A 22254-nucleotide genomic window follows, 5' to 3' on the forward strand; every position below is an offset into this window, starting at 1 on the left:
GTATGTGAAGTAAAAGTTAACTAAAAATTATATAACCTTTACTAAATGGTTTAGTTATTGTAACCAAACCGTTTTAATTGTCTTTCATTACTACGCCAGTTTTTATTCACTTTAACGTATAATTCTAAATGCACTTGTTTGCCGAAGAATTTTTCTAAATCAAGTCTAGCTTCAACACCAACACGTTTTATAGCTTCACCTTTATGGCCTATAATGATGCCTTTTTGTGTTTCTCTTTCTACCATTATTACCGCACGCATACGGATAATGTTTTCTTCTTCAAAAAATTCTTCTGTATCGACTTCTACTGCATAAGGGATTTCTTTTTTGTAATGCATTAAAATTTTCTCACGAATTTTTTCATTTACAAAAAAGCGTTCTGGTTTATCTGTAAGCTGGTCTTTAGGATAAAAAGCTGGGGACTCTGGTAATAACTCGATAATTTTATCGAACACTTCTTTAACGTTAAAACCTTCTAAAGCAGAAATTGGATAAATTAATGCATTTGGAACTTTCTCTGCCCAAAGTTGAACTTGAGTTACTAATTCTTCTTGATTTGATTTGTCTATTTTATTTAAAAGTAATAAAACGGGTATTTTAGAATTTACTATTTTTTTGAAGAATGCCTCATCTTTTAATTCTTTTTCTCCAATCTCTACCATATAAATTAATAAGTCTGCATCTTCAAATGCCGACTTTACAAAATCCATCATAGAGGCTTGTAACTCGTAAGCGGGTTTTATAATTCCTGGAGTATCGCTTAAAATTACCTGAAAATCTTCACCATTTACAATACCAAGAATACGATGTCTTGTGGTTTGTGCTTTAGAGGTAATAATGGAAAGTTTTTCACCTACAAAAGCATTCATTAAAGTGGATTTTCCCACATTAGGGTTACCAATAATATTTACAAAACCTGCTTTATGACTCATAATTCTAATATTTAATAGGTTGCAAAGTTACGACCTTGGTTTGTTTATTCCTCTATCGTACATCACAATACTTCCTGCAACCGCAACATTTAAGCTTAATTGTGATTTAAATTTAATTAAAAAATGCGATTTTTCTATGGCTAGACTAGACAATCCGTGATCTTCAGCCCCTAAAAGATAGACACAGCGTCTGGGATGATGAAAAGTTTCTAAAGATTCTGCCTGTTCTGTTAACTCTACACCAACTATACGTGCCCCTTTTGGGATGTTATTTAAAAACTCTTCAACTGTATCATAATGAAAATAAGGCATAGATTTTACAGCGTTATGTGTGTCGCAAGCTTGTTTTGCATATCTGTTTCCAATAGTAAATATAAAACTGGCACCTAAATTTTGAGCGCTTCGCCATAAAACACCTAAGTTTTCCGGAGTTTTTCCATTTTGAATACCTATTCCAAAATATTCGTTTTCGAAATTATCTATCATTTTACAAAAATATATTATTAATTGAATAAGTTCCTTGGCATATGGCAGGTTTTCGTTTGAATTTTTTAAATTACAATGATAGAAACTTTTAACGAATTGAAATTTATATGAGTACTGAAACTGAAAACTACTGGTCTAACAGATATACCGAAAATGAGACCGGTTGGGATATTGGTTATGTGTCTACACCATTAAAAACCTATTTTGATCAGTTAGAACATAAAACGTTAAAGATTTTAATTCCTGGAGCAGGAAATGCTTACGAAGCAGAATATGTTTTTAAGCAAGGTTTTAAAAACGTTTTTGTGTTAGATATTTCTGAGATTCCGCTTAATGATTTTAAAAAAAGAAATCCAGATTTTCCTGAAGCACAACTTATACACGAAGATTTTTTTGAACATAAAGCAACTTATGATTTGATTATTGAACAAACCTTTTTCTGTTCATTTCCACCATTAAAGAAATCTCGAGCATCTTACGCCAAACAAATGTTTAATCTTTTAAATCCGAAAGGAAAATTAGTTGGTTTATGGTTTAATTTCCCGTTAACCAACAGTCTAGAAAAACGCCCTTTTGGAGGAGATAAAAACGAATATTTAAGTTATTTTAAGACTTATTTTAAGGTGAAGACGTTTGAACTGTGTTATAATTCTATTCCAGAAAGAAAAGGGAAAGAGTTTTTTGGAGTATTAAATAAAAAATAAAAAAAGGCTAAAACAATCGTTTTAGCCTTTAGTGGTTTGGTTAATTAATTAAACTATTTCTTTAGAAACTTAATAGTTTGATTACTTTGATTTGATTTTAAGCTTAAGAAATACATGCCATTGGATAAGCCAGATACATTTAGATTTAAATCATTTTTGGAATTAATTGATTTTGAAAAAATACGTTGACCTAACATATTTGTAATGTATAATTGAGTTGGTAGTTTTCCATTTTCAGTTCTAATAAATAGTTCGTCTTTAACTGGGTTTGGAAAAACATTAAAATTTTGACTCAATTCATTTTCTTCTACACTTAGCGTATTTTGTGTTCCAAATTGATAAGCACCTTGAATACCCGTAAAATCTCCTGTTAAAGTCACATGATTACCAAAAGCACCAACGGTTAATGGTACAATATCTACAGCAGGTAAAATGCTTTGAGGTCCAGAATTAGAATCTCTTATAGCAAATAAATCGGCTCTAGTTTCGGTGCCTCCAGCATTGGCAACAGCAGTTTCCCATCCAGCAATTTCAGCTTCTGTAAAGTAAAAAGTAATGGTGTTATTTCCACTTGTTGTTGCGTTGTCTGAAACTATATAGAATGATTTATCCATGACCAAAGATTGGGCAGACCCACCATTATAAATTTGTGCACTTGTACCAGCTCTGGTAAGTGTTGTAGTTACACAGCCATAATCAAACCCAGAGTTGTTACTTAAAGTAGACATTACATGTCCTGAAACGGCATCAAATAGATGTATAGTACCAGAGTTTGTTAAACTTGTAGTTGTAGAATTACCTGTATTTACAGTGGTTTGTATATTTGCGTTACCTTGAGCAGTTACGCTTAAGTTATCTATAGCAGCACCGTAACCCCAGTTTGTAGTATCTGTATAGAAAAAAGAAATTAAAACATTGTTTTGTCCTGCGTAAGCCGATAAATCTACAGCATGACTAGTCCACCCTGTAACAGGTAGTTCTCCACCTACAGTGGTCCAGGTTGCTCCATTATCTGTAGAAGCCTGAACAAATAAATCGTTGTTATACGTACCATTATCATCTTCATAGTTATAATCAAAATTTAAACTTGCACCAATGTAGTTTGTGAAATCAAACGTGGAAGTTATAGCAATACGTTCAGAACTCATATCACAATTACAATTATCGTCATTTACATACACAAAATTTGTAGCGTTTCCAGAAGCATCAAAATATTGTGAAGATGCAGTTGTAGCATTGCCTATGGCAAAATCATCTCCAGTAGCAGCACCACTAGTTACTGTAAAAGCAGATAAATCACCTTCAAAATCATTACTAAATAAAGTAAATGTTGTATTGTTTGGTGTGTAATCATCATCAATTATAGTAAGGTTGTAAGTCGATTGAGTTCCTAATTGAGCGTCTCCACCATTAGCATTAAGAGCTAAAGAAATTTCAATGGTTTCATTACCTTCAACAAATGAGTCATTATAAACTCTTAAAGTAACGTTTTGATTTGTTCCATCGTTAGCTAAAAAGGTCACAGCATTACTTAATAATTCAAAGTCTTCATTATTTGTAGCTGTGCCACCAGTAACACTTAATGTAACATCGGCATTTTGCGAAGCAGGTTGAGCAATTCTAATTTCTAAAGTGATATCTTGAAAACTACAATCAGTACTTTCGTTAATAGGCTGAGAATAGCTTACGGCATTTACATATGGCGCGTCTGGGTTATTATCGTCAACACCACAATTTGGCATATTTGCACCTATTGCTGCAATTAATTGATCACTTCTTCCATAAGAACCATTATCACAACCACCTGTATTATGAATAGCAACTACTAAATGGTCTGCAAATCTAATTACAGGAGATCCTGAACTTCCGCCTTCAGTATCGGCTTGGTATTCTACTCTTGAGCCTGGAGCGCCAGTACCTGCACTAGATATTCTTGCAAACCCATTTGGATCTGGATCAACATCAGAAACTACTGCAATTTCTTTGCGTCGTCCTCCTGGATGCTGTGGAATATAAATACGCTCTCCTGTAGTTACAGGAACAGATGATAAACTTAAATAGCCGTAAGTTGGTACAGGATTAACTGGTAAGGTTACTAAAGTAAAGTCTAAAGTTGCGTCTGTTTGCACAAATGCTGCAGAAGTAGCCACTAGGTCAGATGCTTCATCTACAGTTCCCGTGCAAGAATTGTACTGAAAATTAAATAAAAAGTCAGTGTTGTTTGCATCAGCTGCGCTTCCAATACAGTGGTTATTTGTCATGACACTTCCATCACAACCTAATAACCAACCGGTACATAAACCGCCACCGCCAATTAATAAACGGCAAACAGCTTCTGCTTTTCGTCCCATCTCTGTTCCATCATAACAAACAATAGCTTCTTTATCGTCTGCACTACAAATACTTTGCTGGTATAAGGCATTATCTAATTTTTCAAAAGCCGCATTAATTTTTTCTGGAGTATGACCGTAGGCTACTCTGTCTATATTAAATCCATAGTTTGATGATGTATTAGAAGTTTTAAACAATTGTAAAACTATGGTGTCTCCCCATAACGTTCCAGTCCAAAATTCACTAATCATTTCTTGGTTAGCACCAACAATTTTTCCTTTTTCAGAATAGATATATTCTTCTTTAGTTGTTGGGTTATATATTTTTAGGAAATCTCCTTTTGCTAAATCAAAATCGGTAATATGTAGTTTGATGTAGGCAGAACCTTTGTTGGTGAAGGTTTTAGAGAATACTTTACCAGACGATTTCTTAATATAATCTTTAGTGACAGAAATATTAATAGCAAATTCATCTGCAATCTGTAAGCGTTTTTGTCCATTTTGTGAGATGGCTAAATGCACTGAAAAAGCAATTAAACAAGTAAAAAGTAATTTTAGTTTCATAAATTAATAGGTTTGGGATTTATTAAAATTTTGTTAAAAATAACTAAAAAGATGAATAAAAAAAAACCGAAACACATGTTTCGGTTTTTATAATTGCTTAGCAATCAATACTAGTTACTTATCCATTTAGAATAACCACCATCTAAATCATAAATTTTAGTAAACCCTAAATCTTTCATTTTTTTAGCACACTTAGCACTTCGTCCACCTTTTTGACAAAACAAAATCACAGGTTTAGACTTATCTAATTCCAATACTTTTGTGTCAAAATCTTCATCAAAAAAATCTATATTTTGTGCGTCGTATATAGAACCCGCTATAAATTCTTCTTTAGTTCTAACATCTAACAGTTGTACATTATCTCTTTTTAGAATTACTTCTACCTCATCTTGCGAGACCAAGTGAATTTCACCTTTAGATAGATTCGAACAAGAAATTAAAGTAATGCAAATAACAGAATAGATATAATATTTCATTTTAAACTGTCGTTTTACCTTTCCATTCCATAAAACCACCTAATAGATTGTAAGTGTTTTTAAATCCAATCTGATTCATTACAGCACATGCCTGAGCACTTCTGGCTCCGGAGCGACAATACACAAAATAGGTTTTTGTTTTATCTAAAGTCTCCACATCGTCTATAAAACCTTGTCCTTTATGTATATCTATATTTTTGGCATTAGGAATAAACCCTTCATTTACTTCATCTTCAGTTCTTACATCTAAAATAACTGCATTTTCTGTGTTGTTTAACTTTTCAGCCCACTCGTTTTGACTTAAATCCATCGTGATATTTTTATTTCATTTTTAATGATTGCAAAAATACATTAATTATACCAAAATGTTAAAAAACATACAATTTTGATTTTTTCTTTCGAAAAAATTTGAAAACCGAACCAATCGTCAGTATATTTGTCACTAACTATGAAGAACATTTTTTTAAATAACTGGTGGTGGAACTTTCGAAACTAACGATTCGTGAGTAAAACCATTGTATACTATATATAAGGCTTATCTTTCACGATAAGCCTTTTTTGTTTTACAATTTAAAAAGAAATAAAGGTTCTATATTTAAAACTAATCTGAAATAAAATCAGAGAAAATGAAAACATTTCAATTAAAAACACATTTTAAAAAAATACTTGCAGACACCATTACGCCAGTAAGTATCTATTTAAAAATACGCGATAAATTTCCTAATAGTATATTATTAGAAAGTAGCGATTATCATGCTAACGATAATAGTTTCTCTTATATATGCTTTAACCCGATAGCGACTATTAAAGTGGAAAACGAAGAGGTTACTCAAAATTTCCCAGATCATAGTACAACTACGGTAAGTGCAGACAATGTTACAGCGCAAATTCAGGAGTTTACCCAGCGTTTTAAAGCAGATGATAGTCAGGATTTTAAATTTATAAATAATGGTATTTTTGGCTATACCGCTTATGATGCTGTAAGATATTTTGAAGATATCTCTATCTCAAAAAAAGCCAACTCTATTACAATTCCAGACATGCAATATGCGGTTTATCAAAACATTATTGCCATTAATCACTTTAAAAATGAAGCCTATATTTTTTCTCATACCTATCAAGGAGAAAGTAATGTAGAAGAGGTCTTTCAACTTATTAAATCTAAAAACTTTGCCACTTATAATTTTGAAACTAGTGCAGAGATTCAATCTAATTTAAGTGATGCCGAGTATAAATCTCATGTAGAACAAGCTAAAAAACATTGTGCACGTGGCGATGTATTTCAATTGGTGTTGTCGAAAAAATTTAGTCAAGAATTTAAAGGTGACGAGTTTAACGTGTATCGCGCTTTAAGAAGTATTAATCCATCGCCGTATTTGTTTTATTTCGATTATGGCAATTTTAAGATTTTTGGAAGTTCGCCTGAAGCGCAATTGGTCGTTAGTAAAGGTATTGCCGAAATTCATCCCATTGCAGGAACCTTTAAACGAACAGGAAACGATGAAAAAGATGCTGAGCTTGCTAAAAAATTAGCCTCAGACCAAAAAGAAAATGCAGAACACGTCATGTTGGTGGATTTAGCACGAAACGATTTAAGTCGTCATGGCAGCAATGTCAAGGTAGAAACCTATCGCGAAGCGCAATTTTTCTCTCATGTCATCCATTTGGTAAGTAAAGTAACAGGAAAAGTACATGCAAACACACCAACTATGCAGGTCGTGGCAGATACCTTTCCAGCGGGTACCTTAAGTGGAGCGCCAAAACATAAAGCTATGCAGCTTATAGAAAAGTATGAAAAAACAAATCGCGCATTTTATGGTGGAGCTATAGGGTTTATGGATTTTAAAGGTAATTACAATCATGCTATAATGATTAGAACATTTTTAAGTAAAGACCACCAGTTACATTGGCAGGCAGGAGCAGGTATTGTCTCAAAATCCAGTCCGGAAAGTGAGTTACAAGAAGTCTATAACAAATTAGGCGCATTAACTAAAGCTATAGATTTAGCAAAAGATATTTAAATTTATGGCGTTACCACAAGGGTCAGGCTTCCGGCTATATCTTTTTTAGGTTTACCCCATAAAAAAGGATACCGCCTTAATCCTTAACGCAAGTTTTAAGTTTAAAAGTAAAAAAGTTTGTCACTTCGAGTGAATTCGACGATAGGAGAATTCGTATCGAGAAGTAATCAAAAGCATAATAATTTAGATAAAATAATAGTTTTCTTTCCTTAGGAAAGTGTTAGATATAGAAAAAATGACAAAAGTATTAGTTATAGATAATTACGATAGTTTTACCTACAATTTAGTCCATTATTTGGAAGATTTAGATTGTGAAGTAACCGTAATAAGAAACGATAAATTAACTTTAGACGAAGTGGACACTTACCAAAAAATCCTACTATCGCCAGGACCAGGTATTCCTGACGAAGCAGGACTTTTAAAAGCCATTATTAAACAATATGCCTCTACAAAAAGTATCTTAGGTATTTGTTTAGGGCAACAAGCTATTGGTGAAGTTTTTGGAGGGACACTCATAAACTTGGAAGAAGTATATCATGGTGTGGCCACATCAACCGAAGTGATTGTTGAGGATGAAATCTTATTCAAAAACATGGATAAAACTATTGAAGTTGGACGTTACCATTCTTGGGTTGTGCATCCAGATTTACCAGAAGAATTAGAGGCTACTTCAATAGACAGTAATGGGCAAATCATGTCTTTACGTCATAAAATTTATGATGTACGTGGCGTTCAATACCATCCAGAAAGTGTTTTAACCCCAAATGGAAAACAAATTTTAGAGAATTGGGTAAACAGTTAATGTAAAAATTTGAAAATGTGCTATTGCAAGAATGTCTTTCTAAAAATTAATAATAAACCAATTTAAAGTAATTGTTATTATGAAATAAGTAAGAGTTCAAATTAATTAAAAAGCCAAAGACATACTGCCAAAAGCTAACAGCAAAATAATGAAACAGATATTAAATAGACTTATAAATCAAGAAAGTATTTCGGCAGAAGAAGCCAGAAATGTCTTAGTTAATATTTCAGAAGGACAATATAATCAAAGTCAGATAGCCTCATTTTTAACCGTTTACATGATGCGTAACATTACCTTGGAGGAACTTCAGGGTTTTAGAGATGCGCTTTTAGACCTGTGTATCCCTGTAGATATTTCAGAGTTTAACGCAATCGATTTATGTGGTACAGGAGGCGATGGAAAAGATACCTTTAATATATCAACCTTAGCCTCGTTTATTACGGCAGGTGCAGGTGTAAAAGTTGCAAAACATGGTAATTATGGAGTGTCGTCAGCATCAGGGTCATCAAACGTTATGGAAGCTTTAGGTGTAAAATTCACTAATAATATAGATGTTTTAAAGAACACTATAGATAAAGCTGGTATTTGTGTCATGCATGCACCACTTTTTCACCCAGCTATGAAAAATGTGGCGCCAATCCGAAGAGAACTTGGTGTAAAAACATTTTTTAATATGTTGGGACCTATGGTAAATCCTGCATTTCCAAAAAATCAAATGGTTGGTGTTTTTAATTTAGAATTACAACGTTTGTATGGGTATTTGTACCAGAATACAGATAAAAATTACAGTATTGTTCACGCTTTAGATGGTTATGATGAAATCTCATTAACCGGAAAAACTAAAATTATTACCAATAGTTCTGAAGTTATGTTAGAACCTTCAGACTTAGGTTTAAAACAAATACAACAATCCGACATATTTGGAGGAGATTCTGTAGAATCTTCAGCAAACATATTTAAAAACATTATTTCAGGGCAAGGTACAGAAGCGCAGAATAATGTGGTGTGTGCTAATGCTGGTTTAGCTATTGCAACTGTAAACAACATTTCACATAAAGATGGTTTTGAATTAGCTAAACAAAGTTTAGAAAGTGGAAGAGCAAAACAGAGTTTAGAAAAATTAATAGAATTAAGTAAATAAGTAGTCGGCAGTAAACAGTACACAGTTAGCGGTCAAATTGCAACTGAGTGCTGAAGACTGAAGACTGAAGACTGAATCATGGATATATTAACAAAAATAGTAAACGATAAACGCATAGAAGTTAATTTGCGCAAGGCGTTAATTCCAACCAAACAATTGGAGCAATCCATTTTATTTGAGCGTGAAACTGTATCGTTAGCCCAAAACTTAAGAGAAAGTGATACTGGAATTATTGCAGAGCATAAACGTAGGTCGCCATCAAAGCAAGTTATTAATCATAATTTAAATGTTTTTGATGTGGCTAAAGGTTATGAAAAAGCAGGAGTAAGTGGAATGTCTGTTTTGACCGATGGAAAATACTTTGGCGGAAGTTTAGACGATTTACTTACCGCAAGAGCCAGTTGTAACTTACCTTTGTTGCGTAAGGAGTTTATAATAGACACCTATCAGATTCTAGAGGCGAAAGCTTATGGTGCTGACGTTATTTTATTAATTGCAGCAATTTTAACAAAAGAAGAAATTAAAACATTTTCAGAATTTGCAAAAAGTTTAAAATTAGATGTTCTTTTAGAAGTTCATAATTTAGAAGAATTGCAAAAATCGATTATGCCAAGTTTGGATATGTTAGGTGTAAATAATAGAAATTTAAAAACTTTTGAAGTGAGCTTAGATACCAGCAAACAAATAAGTGAGCATATACCAAGCGACTTTGTAAAGGTGTCTGAAAGTGGTATTAGCAGTATTGAAGCAATTAAGACTTTACAACCATTTGGGTATAAAGGATTTTTAATTGGAGAAAATTTTATGAAAACCGATAATGCAGGACAAAGTGCTTCAGATTTTATTTCTGAATTAAGTAAATAGTCCTTTGTAGGTAGTTGGCAGTATTCAGTAAAAATTACCAGGTTAAAATCATTTAAAACCTATAACAAAACGAAAAGACCTTAAATAATAAAAACTATGAAACTAAAAGTATGCGGAATGAAACAAGAGAACAACATCTTAGATGTTGCAGATCTTCAACCAAATTATATGGGCTTCATTTTTTATGAAAAGTCACCAAGAAATTTTAACGATGAAATTCCAGAGTTGCCAGATGGCATTCAAAAAATAGGTGTATTTGTAAATGCCACTTTAAACTTTGTGGTTTCAAAAATTGAACAACATCAATTACAAGGCGTTCAGTTACATGGCGACGAATCTCCAGAATTCTGCGAGCAGTTAAAAGCATACGATGTTTTAGTGATTAAGGTGTTTTCAATGAAAAATCAATTCGATTTTAAAGTGGTAGAACCATATCAGGAATTTTGTGATTATTTCTTATTTGACACTAAAGGAAAAGAACCAGGTGGAAATGGCTATACCTTTAATTGGAATTTATTAAAGAAATACAATTTAAAAACACCATACTTTTTAAGCGGAGGTTTAGGTATGGAAAACATGGACGATTTATTATTATTTCTAAAACGCCCAGAATCTAGATTGTGTTGTACTTTAGATATAAACAGTAAATTCGAATCTGTCCCTGGATTTAAAGACATTACAAAAGTGAAGGCATTTAAAAACATGTTAATTAAAAACGGTTATCAAAACCATGACTTATAATATAAACGATAAAGGCTATTATGGCGAGTTTGGCGGGGCTTATATTCCAGAAATGCTCTATCCAAATGTAGAAGAACTTCGTCAGAATTACTTAAAGATTATGGCAGAGCCTTCTTTTAAAGAAGAATTTGATCAATTATTAAAAGATTATGTCGGTCGCCCGTCACCTTTATATTTCGCCAAACGCTTAAGCGAAAAATACAACACGAAAATCTACTTAAAACGGGAAGATTTAAATCATACCGGAGCACATAAGGTCAATAATACCATCGGTCAAATACTAATGGCACAGCGCTTAGGTAAAACCCGAATTATAGCTGAAACTGGTGCAGGACAACATGGTGTTGCCACAGCAACTGTTTGTGCGCTTATGGGTATGGAGTGTATTGTGTATATGGGAGAAATTGATATTGCCAGACAAGCTCCTAATGTGGCGCGTATGAAAATGCTTGGCGCTAAAGTAGTGCCTGCAACCTCAGGTAGTAAAACGTTAAAAGATGCTACTAATGAGGCTATTAGAGATTGGATTAATAACCCGGTAGATACACATTATATTATTGGTAGCGTTGTAGGACCGCATCCATATCCAGATATGGTAGCGCGTTTTCAGGCGGTAGTTTCCGAAGAAATTAAATGGCAATTAAAAGAAAAAGAAGGTACAGAAAAGCCGGATTATGTTATTGCTTGTGTGGGTGGCGGTAGTAATGCAGCAGGTGCCTATTATCATTATTTGGAAGATACCGATGTAAAACTTATTGCAGTAGAAGCTGCAGGTAAAGGAGTTCATTCTGGAGAAAGTGCTGCTACATCTGTTTTAGGTAAAGAAGGTATTATTCACGGAAGTAAAACCTTATTAATGCAAACCAAAGACGGACAAATTACAGAACCATATTCTATTTCGGCAGGGTTGGATTATCCTGGAGTTGGTCCTATGCATGCTCATTTATACAAAACTGGTCGTGCAGAATTTGTGGCAATAACAGATGATGAAGCGATGAGTTCTGGGTTGGAATTAAGTGCATTAGAAGGCATTATTCCAGCTATAGAAACCTCACATTCTTTAGCCGTTTTTGAACAAAAGACATTTAAACCAGACGATATTGTTATTGTTAATTTATCTGGTCGTGGCGATAAAGATTTACAGAATTATATTGATTATTTCAAATTATAGCGTCATGCTGAACTTGTTTCAGCATCTCAACAAATTATGAAATCAAATGAAACATATCGTTTTATCAAGCCATTTCATGAGAAAAGCTTTTAAAATTTGGCTTAAAGATTGGACATTAAATTTAGTAAAAGAGAAGACTGCAAATTTAGAAACTAAAATACTTAATAAGAACCTGAAACAAGTTCAGGTTGACGAAAATTGAAAAAACGTTAATCTCAACTTGTTTATTCAGTATTAAATAAAACTAAAATAGATTCCTAATCTTGTTTTTTAAGACAGGAACAACAAATAAAATGAACAGAATTAACCAAAAATTACAAGAAAACAAAAAACTATTATCCATATATTTTTCTGCAGGTTATCCAAACTTGGATGATACAGTTTCCATTATAGAAAACCTAGAAAAAAATGGTGTAGATATGATAGAAATTGGCTTGCCATTTAGCGATCCTTTGGCAGACGGACCAACCATTCAAGAAAGTTCTACAGCAGCATTAAAAAATGGTATGACAACCGAAGTTTTGTTTGATCAATTAAAAGATATTAGAAAAACGGTTACAATTCCATTAATCATTATGGGCTATTTTAACCCAATGTTACAATATGGCGTTGAAGCTTTTTGTAAAAAATGTCAGGAGATTGGTGTAGACGGATTAATTATTCCGGATTTACCGGTAGATGTGTATAATGAACAATACAAAGCTACTTTTGAAAAATATGGATTAATTAACGTGTTTTTAATTACGCCACAAACCAGCAATGAGCGTATTCATTTTATAGATTCCATTTCAAATGGCTTTATTTATATGGTAAGTAGTGCAAGTGTAACAGGTAGTGGTTCTGGTTTTGGTAACGAGCAAACCGATTATTTTAAGCGTATAGCAGAATTAAATTTAAATAACCCGCAAATTGTAGGTTTTGGTATTAAGGATCACGATACATTTACTCAGGCCACTAAACATGCTAAAGGCGCAATTATAGGTTCCGCTTTTATTAAACACTTAACACAGCATGGAGCAATTAAAATAGATGCATTTACAAAATCTATTCTAAAGGCTTAACAAAGTTTAACAGATAAGGTGCTGATTTTAAGATGGTTTTCTGATAATTCTATAAGTTTATTTGTAATTTAGAGTAAACAATAAAAAGAAAAATTATGGGAACTATAAAAGATAATAAAAAGTTTAAAACGAAAGTAGAACAAACCAATCCAACCAACCCTACAGCAAACGTTAACCAAGAAACAAACAAATTTGATATAGATAAGGCAACTATAAAAAAGCAGCAAAATAAAAGCTAATCTTTTTTTGCCTCAATCTAGAAAAAGCCTAAATTATTAAGTAATTTAGGCTTTTTTATATAAAAAATATGGCTTTAAATATTGTTTTAATAGAACCTGAAATTCCAAACAATACCGGAAACATAGGAAGACTGGCATTGGCTTCTGGAAGCAATCTTCATTTGGTGAAACCTTTCGGTTTCGAATTAAGCGATAAACGTTTAAAACGTGCAGGTTTAGATTACTGGCAACATCTTAATGTCATTTATTACGAAAACACCGAAGCGTTTTTTGCTAAAAATAAAGATGAAAAAATGGTATTTCTTTCCAGTCACGGGACAAAGCACCACTGGGATATTCAATATGAAGATGATTTGTTCTTAATATTTGGAAAAGAATCTGTGGGACTACCAAAAGAACTCATTCAAAGTCAATCCGAACATTTATTTAAAATTCCATTATATAGTAAAGAAATTAGAAGTTTAAATTTAGCCAACGCTGTTGCTATTTGCGTTTATGAAGGATTAAAAAAAATTAGGTAGATATAACCTGCCTAATTTAATTGTTAAGTCTTTTTATTTAAAGTGTTCTTTTTAAAGCTTTATATAAATTACATAACAAAATTATGCTTGAAGGAAATAAAACAAAAATTTTTACTGGTACTGAATTAAAGTCCGCATCAATTATATAAAAATATAATATGGTGAAAAATGCAATTAAAATTGATTTGTTTTTTTTCATGAAAATCTCTTAATTTTAAATAAACCTGAATAAAATATCACCTACATCAAATATTTTTCAAATGCTAATATAATTAAGAAGTGTAAATATCACAAACGGACTCTTTTATGAGTTATAAAAGATTTCAAGTTTATTTTAAAAATAATAAATTTTTATATTAAACCTTTTATTACATTTAATGTCTTATTGATATAACAAAAGGTAAAACTTAATTAAAAAACTTATAAAGATGAAAAACGTATTAAAATTTGGAATTTTTGCTTTGGCTTTATCTGCTATGACATTTGCTAACGCTCAAGAAAAGAAAAAACCATCTCCAGAAAAGGTATTTAAAAAAATCGATGCCGATAATAATGGTGAAATATCATTAGAAGAATGGAAAAATAAAAAAATGAAAAATGAGACTAAAGAAGAGATGGTAGAGAAGCGTTTTGCTAAAATGGATGCAGATGGCAACAAATCTTTATCTATGGACGAGCTTAAAAAGGCTATGGCTAAAATGGAAAAGCAAAAAATGAAGCGTCAGGCTAAAAAAGCAAAAGAAGAAATGAATGATGAAGACGACGAATAGTCTAAATCTTAATTTTATAAAAAAAGCATCACAATTTATGTGATGCTTTTTTGCTTTTTAGATAGCGTAGATAAAAATTTTCAACTTTGGTTCGAGCCCAAGGTGTCCGTCTTAAAAATTTTAAACTAGATTTTAATGTTGGATTGTTTTTAAAACAATTTAAATTAAGTTCTAATCCAAGGTATTCCCAGCCATAAAATTCATGTAATTCTGTTAGCATATCGGCTAATTTAATACCATGAAGCGGATTGTTTGGCTGAGTCATTAAGCGTTTAGAGATTTAAATTCTGCTTCAAAAAGTGTCGCAAAATGTTTTAATAATTTGGCTTTTACATCTTCTTCGTCAACGCTTTCCACGCCTAATTCAACATTTAAAGACGCTACAGCTTTCCCTCTAATACCACATGGGATAATGTTATCAAAATAGCCCAGATTAGAATTTACGTTTAAAGCAAAACCATGCATAGTAACCCAGCGACTTGCTCTTACGCCCATAGCACAAATTTTTCGAGCAAATGGCGTGCCTACATCTAGCCAGACACCAGTTTCTCCTTCGCTTCTGGTGGCTTTCAAACCATAGTCATTTAAAGTTAAAATAATCACTTCTTCTAAAAACCGAAGGTACTTATGGATATCTGTAAAAAAATTATCCAAATCTAAAATAGGATAGCCCACAATTTGTCCTGGTCCATGATAAGTAATGTCACCACCACGATTTATTTTATAAAATGTAGCACCTTTTTCGGCTAGCTGTGCTTCGCTTAATAATAAATTAGAAAGATCGCCACTTTTACCTAAAGTATATACATGAGGATGCTCTACAAAAAAGAAATAATTTGAGGTTTCTAAACCCGCATTTTCTCTTCTGTTTTTTATTTTAGTGTCTAAAATAGATTTAAAAACAGCTTCCTGATAATCCCAGGTCTCTTTAAAATCTTTAGATCCTAAATCTTTTATGTAAATTGTTTTATTCAAATTTTATTGTTCTAAAAAAACATTAAGACTAGAGATGTCAGGGTTTTCTATTAATTCTAAAAACTTTAATTTTAAGGTTAGTGTTTTGCCATCTTCACTTATAACAGCATCTTTGTGAGTAGTAGAGGTTATTTTTTTTGGAAAATGATAAACGATATTATAAGTCATTAAATCAAAAGCTTCTTTAAACGCGTCACCCATTTCAGAAATTTCGGCATTAACATCTTCAATATCTGTGGTGGTTTGCTCTTTTTCTTCATCGTTTTCAGGAGCGGTATAAATTCTTGAAAACGTATTGTTTTTGTAAGTGAAAGTAACATGTTCTAAAGCACCTTCAGAAGATTTTGCAATCGCACTTTCATTTATTTTGTCGTACTGCGGATTGTCTTTATTACTAATAGCTTTTGCTGAGTTAATGCGTTCTAAAGCATTAGGCAAATCTTCAATTGTTGTAAATGTGGAGCCAAAACCCATAATCATTTCATTGGTGGCTTCATTCATTTTTATTTTTAAAATGATGTCTTTTAGTTTTTTAATTTTCTCTTGTTCTTCAAGAGGTAATTTTGAGATGCTGTCTTGTTTTCCAACAATTAAATCGTTGTAATATAATACACTATCTACTGGAGCGCTCATTTTTTTATTAGGATCTCTTTTTTTTCCTTCGGCTTCTTGAATAGTTCTTAACATGGTAGACATGTCATAACTCATAATAAACTCTCCAGAACCATCTGGTTTTATAGTAATTTCTTCAGTAAAACTACAGCTAGACATTAATACAATTACTAAAATGCCAAATAGAAGTTGAATTTTTTTCATAAATACATCGTAAAATACAAAGATACAATTATCTATTGGGATTATTTAATATGATGAGTGCAGCAATAACTCCGGGAATCCAACCCAAGCACCATAAAATAAAAACAATTAATATAGAACCACAGCCTTTATCTAAAACGGCTAAAGGTGGACAAATTATAGATAGAATGACGCGCCAAAAACTCATAAGGGGTTTGTTTGATGTTGAACAATTGTTGGTCTACAAAAGCTTAAATATGTTACAAAATACTATCTTTGCCTCTTATTTAAATTTTTATTTTTAACACATGTCGCAATTATCTGAAGTTGAATTAGTAAGACGAGAAAAATTAAAGCAATTAAGAGTTTTGGGGATCAATCCTTATCCAGCCGATTTATTTCCAGTAAAAGATACTTCCAAACAGGTTAAAGAGCAGTTTGAAGAAGGAAAACAGGTTACTATTGCTGGTCGTTTAATGACACGTCGTATTCAGGGAAATGCAAGTTTTGCAGAACTTCAAGATAGTGAAGGTCGCATACAAGTATATTTTAATAGAGATGAAATTTGTCCAGGAGACGATAAAACCAAATACAATACCGTTTATAAAAAATTATTAGATATAGGTGATTTTATTGGTTTAACAGGAGAATTATTTACCACTAAGGTTGGTGAAAAAACGGTTTTAGTTAAAGAATTTACCTTGTTAAGTAAAGCTTTAAAGCCCTTACCACAACCACGTGAAGATGCAGATGGAAAAGTACATGATGCTTTTACAGATCCTGAAGCAAGATACAGACAGCGTTATGTGGATTTAGTGGTTAACCCTAAAGTCAAAGACGTTTTTGTAAAGCGTACGAAGTTATTTAACGCCATGCGTGACTTTTTTAACACTGCAGGATATTTTGAAGTTGAAACACCTATTTTACAACCTATTCCTGGTGGTGCAGCAGCACGTCCATTTATAACACATCATAACAGTTTAGATATACCGTTATATATGCGTATTGCTAACGAGTTATACTTAAAACGCTTAATTGTTGGCGGATTTGATGGGGTTTACGAGTTTTCTAAAAATTTCCGTAATGAAGGGATGGACAGAACACATAATCCAGAATTTACAGCAATGGAAATTTATGTAGCGTATAAAGACTACAACTGGATGATGGATTTTTGTGAGCGTTTATTAGAATATTGCGCAATTGCTGTTAACGGAACTGCCGATGTAACTTTTGGAGAACATAAAGTTAGTTTTAAAGCGCCGTATAAGCGTATTACTATGGCAGATTCTATTAAAGAATTTACTGGATTTGATATTACAGGAAAAACAGAAGATGAAATTCGTCAGGCAGCTAAAGATATGCATATTGCTGTAGATGAAACTATGGGTAAAGGAAAGTTAATAGATGAAATTTTTGGCGAAAAATGCGAAGGAAACTACATTCAGCCAACTTTTATTACCGACTATCCAAAAGAAATGTCGCCACTTTGTAAAGAGCATAGAGATAATCCAGAATTAACCGAACGTTTTGAATTGATGGTTTGCGGTAAGGAAATTGCCAATGCTTATTCAGAATTGAATGATCCTATAGATCAACGTGAGCGTTTCGAGCACCAATTAAAATTAGCTCAAAAAGGAGACGATGAGGCTACTGAATTTATAGACCACGATTTTTTAAGAGCGCTAGAATATGGGATGCCTCCAACATCTGGTATGGGAATAGGAATGGACCGTTTAATCATGTATTTAACAAACAATCCGTCTATACAAGAAGTCTTATTTTTCCCGCAAATGCGACCAGAGAAAAAACCATTACAAATTAGTGAAGATGCGAAAGCAGTATTAGAAATGCTTAAAAAATCTGGTCAAACAGAATTAGATGTTTTAAAAACAGCATCTGGTTTAAGCAATAAAAAATGGGATAAAACCATTAAAGAATTAACCAAAAACAACGTTGCAAAAGTTGAAAAAACAGATGAAGGGTTGTTCGTGGAGGTCATTTAAATAAATTCCTGCGCAGGCAGGAATCTCATGTTAAAAAAAAGGAATTACTTATCGTAATTCCTTTTTCTATTCTAAAAACAAATCCTACAAAACATACAATTATTCTATTTCAAAACGCTATAAACTTATTACCTTTACATGTTATGAATGTAGATTACATTATTGTTGGTTGCGGTTTAGCGGGAATAGCATTCTGTGAGCAGTTAAAAACGCATCATAAATCGTTTGTGGTTTTTGATAATGATTCACAACAAGCTTCAACTGTTGCTGGTGGACTTTATAATCCGGTGGTTTTAAAACGTTTTACGGCGGTTTGGAAAAGCGAAGAACAATTAAAATTGGCGTTACCGCTTTATGCAAAAATTGAAAAGGACTTACAGCAAACATTCGACTATAAAGTACCTGTACATCGCTTATTTAAAAATCTTGAAGAGCAAAATGATTGGTTCACAGCTTCGGACCAGCCGCGTTTAGAACATTATTTGTCTACAACCTTAATAAAAAATAACAATAACTCAATTAATGCAGATTTAGGATATGGTGAAGTGCTTCAAACGGGTCGAATAGATACTAAAGCATTAATTTCAGCTTATAAAAAAGATTTAAAACAAAAAGAGATTTTAATAGAAGAAGCTTTTCAATATGAAAAATTAGAATCTGATGGACAAACTGTTCAATATAAAGACATAACTGCCAAACAGATAGTATTTGCAGAAGGTTATGGTTTAAATCACAATCCGTTTTTTAATTATTTACCATTAAACGGAACCAAAGGAGAATTGTTAACTATCAAAGCACCCGATTTAAATTTAAACGAAGTCGTAAAATCTAGTGTGTTTTTAATTCCATTAGGAGAGGACCTATATAGGGTAGGATCTACCTATAACTGGAGCGACAAAACCAATTTACCAACCGAAGAAGCTAAAACTGAATTGCTGGAAAAATTAAAATCGATTATAACTTGTAATTTTGAAGTGGTAAAGCAATCCGCAGGAATTAGACCAACTACTGTAGACCGAAGACCTTTTGTGGGCGAACATTTAGAGTTTAAAAACCATTACGTATTAAACGGTTTAGGTACGCGTGGTGTTATGATTGCGCCTTTCGTCGCTAAAGCCTTATTTGACCATATCGAGCATGGTAAAAAAATAGACCAAGAGATATGGATTCATCGGTTTAAGAAGTATAAATATGTTTAGAGTTTAAGCTTTATTAGTTTTGTCTAAATTTTTATCATAACTCATAAATAAGTTAATCCAAATATTTCTTGATAATCTTATAATAATAGGATACAATACAATCATAGTGGCAACAATTACTATAAATGCGGTAGTTAATGTAGAATTTAAAAACAAGTAGCTAATTACAAAAGCAGCCACAGCAAACGCAATTCCAACGCCATAACTTACATACATAGAGCCATAAAAAAAAGAAGGTTCAATTTTGTATTTGGTGTTACAGTGGCTACAACGCTCATGCATTTCAAAAAGTTGAGTTACCGCATAAGGGTTTGGATTTTTATACATGGATTCGTTATGACATTTAGGGCAAACCCCTTTTATAATTCCGTAAACTTTAGACCCTTTTTTAAACATATAATTTATGTACTTTTGCAAACTTAAATACTAAGTTTTTAACCATTACAAAGTTACATAATATCAAAATGCTATTAGGTAACAAAAGTCACCTTTATTATGTTAAACATTCATAATTTATCTATTTCATTTCAGGGCGAATATTTGTTCGAGGATATTACCTTTAAATTAGTGCCTGGTGATAGAGTAGGTTTAATTGGTAAAAATGGGGCAGGGAAATCGACCATGCTAAAAATTCTGTCGAAAGAACTGGAACCCGATACGGGGCAAATTGCTGGCGATAAAGAACTAAAAATTGGGTTTCTAAAACAAGATATCGACTTTGTTTTAGGTCGAACGGTTCTAGAAGAATCTTATCAGGCATTTACTGAAATTAAAGCTTTAGAAAAGCAGTTAGCTGAAATTAATACACAATTGGCAGAACGAACCGATTATGATAGCGAAAGCTATAATCAGTTAATGATAGATTTAAACGACTTTCAGCACCAATATGAAATTTTAGGTGGTTACAACTACCAAGGTGAAACCGAAAAGATTTTACAAGGTTTAGGTTTTAAACGTGAAGATTTCGATAAATTGACGGATACTTTTTCAGGTGGATGGCGTATGCGTATTGAGCTGGCAAAACTGTTACTTCAAAATAACGACTTATTATTACTCGATGAGCCAACCAACCACTTAGATATAGAAAGTATCATTTGGTTAGAAGGGTTTCTAAAAAACTATTCTGGAGCGGTAGCCATAGTATCTCACGATAAAATGTTTTTAGATAATGTAACTAACCGTACTATAGAGATTTCTTTGGGGCGAATTTACGATTATCCAAAACCTTATTCTAAATATTTAGTGTTGCGTGAAGAGTTACGCGAGCAGCAATTGGCTTCTCAAAAAAATCAGCAAAAACAAATAGAACAAACCGAAAAACTTATTGAGAAGTTTCGTGCCAAAGCCAGTAAAGCAACTATGGCACAGTCGCTTATAAAAAAACTAGATAAAATAGACCGTATAGAAGTCGATGAGGACGATAATAGTGTCATGACTTTAAATTTTCCTATCTCGGTAACTCCAGGAAAAGTTGTGGTAGAGGCTGAAGGCGTATCTAAAAGCTATGGAAAAAAAACGGTGCTGTCTAAAGTAGATTTAATGATAGAACGCGACATTAAAACCGCGTTTGTGGGGCAAAATGGACAAGGGAAATCAACATTAGCTAAAATTTTGGTGGGCGATTTGGATTATGAAGGTGAACTAAAACTTGGTCATAATGTGCAAATAGGTTATTTCGCTCAAAATCAAGCTGAATATTTAGATGGTTCTAAAACCGTTTTAGATACGATGATTGACGCCGCAAATGAAACCAATAGAAGTAAAGTTCGTGATATTTTAGGGTCATTTTTATTTAGAGGTGACGAAGCCGAAAAATACGTGCGTGTACTTTCGGGAGGAGAACGTAACCGCTTGGCTTTAGCAAAACTAATGCTTCAGCCATTTAATGTGTTGGTTATGGATGAGCCAACCAATCACTTAGATATTAAATCAAAAAATGTATTAAAAGATGCCTTACAGCGTTTTGAAGGGACTTTAATTTTAGTGTCTCACGATCGTGATTTTCTTCAGGGATTAACACAAACAGTTTATGAGTTTAAGGATAATAACATTAAGGAATACTTAGGTGATATCGATTTTTATTTGGAACAACGTAATGTGGAGAACCTTCGTGAAGTTGAAAAACGAACCGTTATAAAGGAAACACCAAAAGAAAAAAACAAGCAATCTTACGAAGACCAGAAAAAGCTTAAATCTTTAAATAATAAATTAAGCAATACCGAGTCTAAAATCAATCAACTTGAAAAAGAAATTAAAGAAATTGATGTAGAATTGGCAACCAATTATGATGAGGTGGTTTCCAGACCCGATTTTTTTGACAGCTATCAAGCCAAGAAAAAAGACTTGGAAGCACTAATGGCTTCTTGGGAAGAAATTACTTTGGCCTTAATGGAACTGGAAGACTAAGTCTTTAAATATTAAGGTTTCTTTAACGTTTACGCTTTAAACTATCGGTAATT

The 22254-nt window shown here is 32.6% G+C and carries 24 protein-coding genes; 14 read left to right on the plus strand and 10 right to left on the minus strand.

The features are described from left to right. Positions 1 to 50: 50 nt before the first annotated feature. Complete coding sequence (gene era, locus C7H52_RS06080; RefSeq protein WP_106462980.1) at positions 51 to 932, minus strand: GTPase Era; 882 nt, start codon at positions 930 to 932, stop codon at positions 51 to 53. Between the two features lie 27 nt (positions 933 to 959). Further along, positions 960 to 1418: an RNA methyltransferase gene (locus tag C7H52_RS06085; RefSeq protein WP_106462981.1), complete on the minus strand. Its 459-nt coding sequence runs from the start codon at positions 1416 to 1418 to the stop codon at positions 960 to 962. A 107-nt stretch (positions 1419 to 1525) separates the two neighbouring features. On the opposite strand from C7H52_RS06085, the gene C7H52_RS06090 reads away from it, so the two are divergent. Next, positions 1526 to 2122 (plus strand): methyltransferase domain-containing protein, encoded by a 597-nt coding sequence (locus C7H52_RS06090; protein WP_106462982.1) that lies wholly within the window; start codon positions 1526 to 1528, stop codon positions 2120 to 2122. A gap of 53 nt (positions 2123 to 2175) precedes the next feature. Here the strand turns inward: C7H52_RS06090 and C7H52_RS06095 are convergent, their stop codons facing one another. The 3 genes from C7H52_RS06095 to C7H52_RS06105 all read right to left on the minus strand — a co-directional run bounded on the left by C7H52_RS06095 (position 2176) and on the right by C7H52_RS06105 (position 5802). Next, positions 2176 to 5016 (minus strand): trypsin-like peptidase domain-containing protein, encoded by a 2841-nt coding sequence (locus C7H52_RS06095; RefSeq protein WP_106462983.1) that lies wholly within the window; start codon positions 5014 to 5016, stop codon positions 2176 to 2178. Between the two features lie 110 nt (positions 5017 to 5126). Then, the gene (locus C7H52_RS06100; protein WP_106462984.1) at positions 5127 to 5492 is read right to left on the minus strand and encodes a rhodanese-like domain-containing protein; all 366 of its coding nucleotides are present in this window, start codon (positions 5490 to 5492) and stop codon (positions 5127 to 5129) included. A 1-nt stretch (position 5493) separates the two neighbouring features. Then, the gene (locus C7H52_RS06105; protein WP_106462985.1) at positions 5494 to 5802 is read right to left on the minus strand and encodes a rhodanese-like domain-containing protein; all 309 of its coding nucleotides are present in this window, start codon (positions 5800 to 5802) and stop codon (positions 5494 to 5496) included. A gap of 316 nt (positions 5803 to 6118) precedes the next feature. Here C7H52_RS06105 and C7H52_RS06110 point away from each other — a divergent pair, with 316 nt between their 5' ends. The 10 genes from C7H52_RS06110 to C7H52_RS06150 all read left to right on the plus strand — a co-directional run bounded on the left by C7H52_RS06110 (position 6119) and on the right by C7H52_RS06150 (position 14823). After that, positions 6119 to 7513 carry an anthranilate synthase component I family protein gene (locus tag C7H52_RS06110; RefSeq protein ID WP_106462986.1) on the plus strand — a complete coding sequence of 465 codons (1395 nt, stop codon included), beginning with the start codon at positions 6119 to 6121 and terminating at the stop codon, positions 7511 to 7513. A 235-nt stretch (positions 7514 to 7748) separates the two neighbouring features. Beyond that, positions 7749 to 8315, plus strand: coding sequence for an anthranilate synthase component II (locus tag C7H52_RS06115; RefSeq protein ID WP_106462987.1), 567 nt, complete (start codon positions 7749 to 7751; stop codon positions 8313 to 8315). 148 nt (positions 8316 to 8463) lie between these two features. After that, positions 8464 to 9456: an anthranilate phosphoribosyltransferase gene (gene trpD, locus C7H52_RS06120; protein WP_106462988.1), complete on the plus strand. Its 993-nt coding sequence runs from the start codon at positions 8464 to 8466 to the stop codon at positions 9454 to 9456. A 78-nt stretch (positions 9457 to 9534) separates the two neighbouring features. Next, positions 9535 to 10320 (plus strand): indole-3-glycerol phosphate synthase TrpC, encoded by a 786-nt coding sequence (gene trpC, locus C7H52_RS06125; protein ID WP_106462989.1) that lies wholly within the window; start codon positions 9535 to 9537, stop codon positions 10318 to 10320. 96 nt (positions 10321 to 10416) lie between these two features. After that, entirely contained in the window at positions 10417 to 11061 is a 645-nt protein-coding gene (locus C7H52_RS06130) for a phosphoribosylanthranilate isomerase (protein WP_106462990.1), read from the plus strand. Then, entirely contained in the window at positions 11051 to 12232 is a 1182-nt protein-coding gene (trpB, locus tag C7H52_RS06135) for a tryptophan synthase subunit beta (protein ID WP_106462991.1), read from the plus strand. Before C7H52_RS06130 ends, trpB begins: the two co-directional genes overlap by 11 nt. Before the next feature lie 293 nt (positions 12233 to 12525). Further along, complete coding sequence (trpA, locus tag C7H52_RS06140; protein WP_106462992.1) at positions 12526 to 13293, plus strand: tryptophan synthase subunit alpha; 768 nt, start codon at positions 12526 to 12528, stop codon at positions 13291 to 13293. 95 nt (positions 13294 to 13388) lie between these two features. Then, positions 13389 to 13532 (plus strand): hypothetical protein, encoded by a 144-nt coding sequence (locus tag C7H52_RS13425; RefSeq protein ID WP_181256210.1) that lies wholly within the window; start codon positions 13389 to 13391, stop codon positions 13530 to 13532. 68 nt (positions 13533 to 13600) lie between these two features. Beyond that, positions 13601 to 14053 carry a tRNA (cytidine(34)-2'-O)-methyltransferase gene (locus tag C7H52_RS06145; protein WP_106462993.1) on the plus strand — a complete coding sequence of 151 codons (453 nt, stop codon included), beginning with the start codon at positions 13601 to 13603 and terminating at the stop codon, positions 14051 to 14053. Between the two features lie 428 nt (positions 14054 to 14481). Beyond that, on the plus strand, positions 14482 to 14823 hold the full coding sequence (locus C7H52_RS06150; RefSeq protein WP_106462994.1) for an EF-hand domain-containing protein: 342 nt from the start codon (positions 14482 to 14484) through the stop codon (positions 14821 to 14823). Positions 14824 to 14851: 28 nt separating this feature from the next. On the opposite strand, the gene C7H52_RS06155 is transcribed toward C7H52_RS06150, so the two are convergent. Genes C7H52_RS06155 through C7H52_RS06170 form a run of 4 tightly spaced genes read right to left on the minus strand, consistent with a single transcriptional unit; the run spans position 14852 to position 16801 of the window. Continuing rightward, positions 14852 to 15088, minus strand: a complete 237-nt coding sequence (locus tag C7H52_RS06155; protein ID WP_106462995.1) for a VF530 family protein — start codon at positions 15086 to 15088, stop codon at positions 14852 to 14854. Then, complete coding sequence (lipB, locus tag C7H52_RS06160) at positions 15088 to 15798, minus strand: lipoyl(octanoyl) transferase LipB (protein ID WP_106462996.1); 711 nt, start codon at positions 15796 to 15798, stop codon at positions 15088 to 15090. Before lipB ends, C7H52_RS06155 begins: the two co-directional genes overlap by 1 nt. 3 nt (positions 15799 to 15801) lie before the next feature. After that, positions 15802 to 16614 (minus strand): hypothetical protein, encoded by an 813-nt coding sequence (locus C7H52_RS06165; protein ID WP_106462997.1) that lies wholly within the window; start codon positions 16612 to 16614, stop codon positions 15802 to 15804. Between the two features lie 28 nt (positions 16615 to 16642). Continuing rightward, on the minus strand, positions 16643 to 16801 hold the full coding sequence (locus tag C7H52_RS06170; RefSeq protein WP_106462998.1) for a YqaE/Pmp3 family membrane protein: 159 nt from the start codon (positions 16799 to 16801) through the stop codon (positions 16643 to 16645). Between the two features lie 100 nt (positions 16802 to 16901). Here C7H52_RS06170 and lysS point away from each other — a divergent pair, with 100 nt between their 5' ends. Beyond that, entirely contained in the window at positions 16902 to 18596 is a 1695-nt protein-coding gene (gene lysS / locus C7H52_RS06175) for a lysine--tRNA ligase (RefSeq protein ID WP_106462999.1), read from the plus strand. Positions 18597 to 18739: 143 nt separating this feature from the next. Then, positions 18740 to 19795 (plus strand): NAD(P)/FAD-dependent oxidoreductase, encoded by a 1056-nt coding sequence (locus tag C7H52_RS06180; protein WP_106463000.1) that lies wholly within the window; start codon positions 18740 to 18742, stop codon positions 19793 to 19795. Positions 19796 to 19798: 3 nt separating this feature from the next. On the opposite strand, the gene C7H52_RS06185 is transcribed toward C7H52_RS06180, so the two are convergent. Continuing rightward, on the minus strand, positions 19799 to 20191 hold the full coding sequence (locus tag C7H52_RS06185; RefSeq protein WP_106463001.1) for a DUF983 domain-containing protein: 393 nt from the start codon (positions 20189 to 20191) through the stop codon (positions 19799 to 19801). A 99-nt stretch (positions 20192 to 20290) separates the two neighbouring features. Between C7H52_RS06185 and C7H52_RS06190 the strand changes: the two genes are divergently transcribed. Further along, positions 20291 to 22201 (plus strand): ABC-F family ATP-binding cassette domain-containing protein, encoded by a 1911-nt coding sequence (locus C7H52_RS06190; RefSeq protein ID WP_106463002.1) that lies wholly within the window; start codon positions 20291 to 20293, stop codon positions 22199 to 22201. Positions 22202 to 22254: the final 53 nt, after the last annotated feature.

Origin of the sequence: Aurantibacter aestuarii, assembly GCF_003008425.1 — a bacterium.
GTDB lineage: Bacteria > Bacteroidota > Bacteroidia > Flavobacteriales > Flavobacteriaceae > Aurantibacter > Aurantibacter aestuarii.